This window comes from Candidatus Chloroploca mongolica, assembly GCF_004762035.2.
GTDB lineage: Bacteria > Chloroflexota > Chloroflexia > Chloroflexales > Chloroflexaceae > Chloroploca > Chloroploca mongolica.
Window position 1 is genome coordinate 1 of sequence record NZ_SIJK02000142.1, and the last position, 2,836, is coordinate 2,836.

Annotated in this window: 1 protein-coding gene; it reads left to right on the forward strand. The window is 58.1% G+C overall.

Translation table 11 applies throughout. The features are described from left to right. The coding region (locus EYB53_RS25145; RefSeq protein WP_135482360.1) for a reprolysin-like metallopeptidase at nucleotides 1-2,836 on the forward strand (2,836 nt) is incomplete at both ends.

The following is a 2,836-nucleotide window of genomic DNA, read 5'->3' on the forward strand; positions in this document are numbered from 1 at the left end:
GCTATCATGCTATTATCATTGGGCCTACTACCAGCAGCTTCGTCACGCCCTACGGTGGACCGGATCGCACCCTGCACATCGCCTTTGCTGACAGCGATCTCCCGCCGTCGGGATTACGGCCCGAACCCCCACTCGGATCTAGTCAGGCCGTCAGCCTCGCCCAAAGTGGCAGCAATGGGGCGTCACTGCGCGTCTTTCGCTTAGCCGTTGCGGCAACGGGCGAATTTACCCAAGCAGTTGGGGGGACAACGGAAGCAGCTTTTGAGCAGATCGTTCAGGTCGTAAATGCAATCAATGCAATTTATGAGCGCGATCTGGCGCTTCGGTTCATGTTAATCGACAATACCACGCAACTTATTTACACCGATCCTGAAACCGATCCATTTACAAATAATAATCCTCTCATGATCTTGGTAGAGAGTCCGAATGTGTTTGATAGCGTGATTGGTTCTACAAGCTATGATGTTGGTCATGTGTTTACTACCGCAAATGCTGGGGTCGCCTTCTTAGAATCAGCTTGTGACTATTCCACAAAGGCGAGCGGTAATTCTGGATCTGGGCCAAATATTCGCAGTAGTGCTCTCATTAGCGTGGCAGTTCATGAATTAGGGCATCAGTTTGGCGCAGATCATACATTTAATAGTACTGTTAATGGTTGTGGTTTTGGCCCCAGGGATGGCTACGAACCAGGGAGTGGATCGAGCATTATGGCCTATGCAGGCCTCTGTGGCGTCGAAAACTTGCAAAATACGAATGATCTGGTGTTTCACGTCCATAGTCTTATCCAGATCCAGGGGTACCTGAAAGCAATCCCTAGATGCGGCACGACCATTCCCACCGGCAACACCCCGCCCGTGGTCGAGGCAGGGCCGAGTTACACCATCCCGGCCCGCACGCCGTTTGAACTGGTCGGCACGGCGAGCGATGCAGATGGCGATGCGCTCACGTTTACCTGGGAACAGTACGATCTTGGGCCGCCCTCGCCGCCACTGACCGATGACGGGGCGCGCCCGATCTTCCGTTCGTTCCCGCCAAGTGCAAATCCGAGCCGGCTCTTTCCGCGCTACCTCGACATTGTGACTGGTCAGGAAACCATTGGCGAAACGCTGCCAACGACCAATCGCACGCTCACCTTTCGCTTCACTGCTCGCGATAACCGACCCGGTGCGGGAGCCTTTGCCTTCGATAGTACGGCGCTCACGGTGGTGGCTGAGGCTGGCCCGTTCCAGATCACGAGTATTGCCGGGGGCGAGCGCTTCGCCCAAGGCGCACAAATCCCGGTGCAGTGGGATGTCGCCAACACCGACCTCGCACCAATTAGCTGCGCGAATGTGCAGATCGATCTGACCGAGGATGCGGGTGTCAGCTACACTACCCTGCTTGCCAGCACGCCCAATAGCGGCAGTGCCAATGTCACGTTGCCCGATTACCCATTGCTCGCCGCTAACCTGCGCGTCAAGTGCGCCGACAACATCTTCCTTGATCTTTCGCCCACCTTCAGCACGGCAGGTTCCATTGTCACCAAAACCAGCGACGACAACGGCACCTGCACGCGTGAAGATTGTGCGCTGCGTGAAGCGGTCGCGTTGGTCAACGCCCTCCCTGGCGCGAATGTCCTTGAACTGAACGCCGGGGTCTACCAACTCAGCCTGAACGGGGCAGGGCCATTGGTGATCAACGATACGCTGACGATCGAAGGCGCTGGGCCAGATCAGACGATCATTGATGGCGGGGGGGTGGATCAGATTATCCGCGTTACCCGCGAGACCAGCGTGACCCTGCGCAATCTGACTCTGCGCAATGGCACAACGACGGTTGACGGCGGGGGGCTCAGCAATCAGTTTGGCAACGTGACCCTGATTGATGTCATTGTAGAGAACAATCACGCCGACGGACGCGGTGGCGGGGTACATAACGATGGACAGATGCGGATCGAGCGCAGCATCATCCGCAATAATCGTGCGAAAACAGATGGCGGTGGGGTAGGCAGCAGACTCTCGTTCCGCTTCTTCGATTACGATCCGCTCGGTTCGCTAGAGATTGTAGATAGTGTTATTCGTTATAATACTGCCGATAATCGCGGCGGCGGCGTCTACTTCTCCAGTTTCTCAGCTGATCCGGCGGCGCACTTGCGTATCGAGCGTAGTGCGCTGGTGCATAACACGAGTCTCAGCGGCGGGGGTGGTCTCTCATTCCTCACCAATAACTCCACCAGTCAGAGTGTGATCGAAAATGTTACCTTTAGTGGCAACAGTGCCGACTTTGGTGGCGCTATCGAGACCTTCGCCAGCACGCCCAACGAGGTCCGTTTCGCCTTTAATACCCTGACAAACAACCGTGCCCGCTTTGTTGGCGGCTTCTACTGGGGTGGCAGTGCAGTCACTGCGACGGGCAACATCATCGCCGCGAATGGCGACCGCGACTGCGGTTTTCCTAGTGATGCCGCCACGCGCCCGGGCAGTCTCACCTCTGGCGGCTCCAATCTCGTTGGCGATGGAACCTGCCTATTTGACGCCACCTCAGACCAGAGCGGCACGCGCCAGGCTCCGCTTGAACCTCGCCTCGCCCCGCTCAGCGATTACGGCAGCACCACGCTCACCCACCCGCCCTACGATGATAGTCCTGCGCTCGACGCGGCGGGAGCCACCTGCCCCGACACCGATCAACGGGGTATCGCCCGCCCGGTTGGGCCAGCCTGTGATATCGGTGCGGTCGAGCGCAGCGCCAGTGATCCCCTTGCGCCCACGCCTACGCCTACACCCACCGCGGAGCCGTCAGCCACGCCCACCACCTCACCCACCGCTGGCCCGTCAGCCTCGCCCACCACCTCACCCAC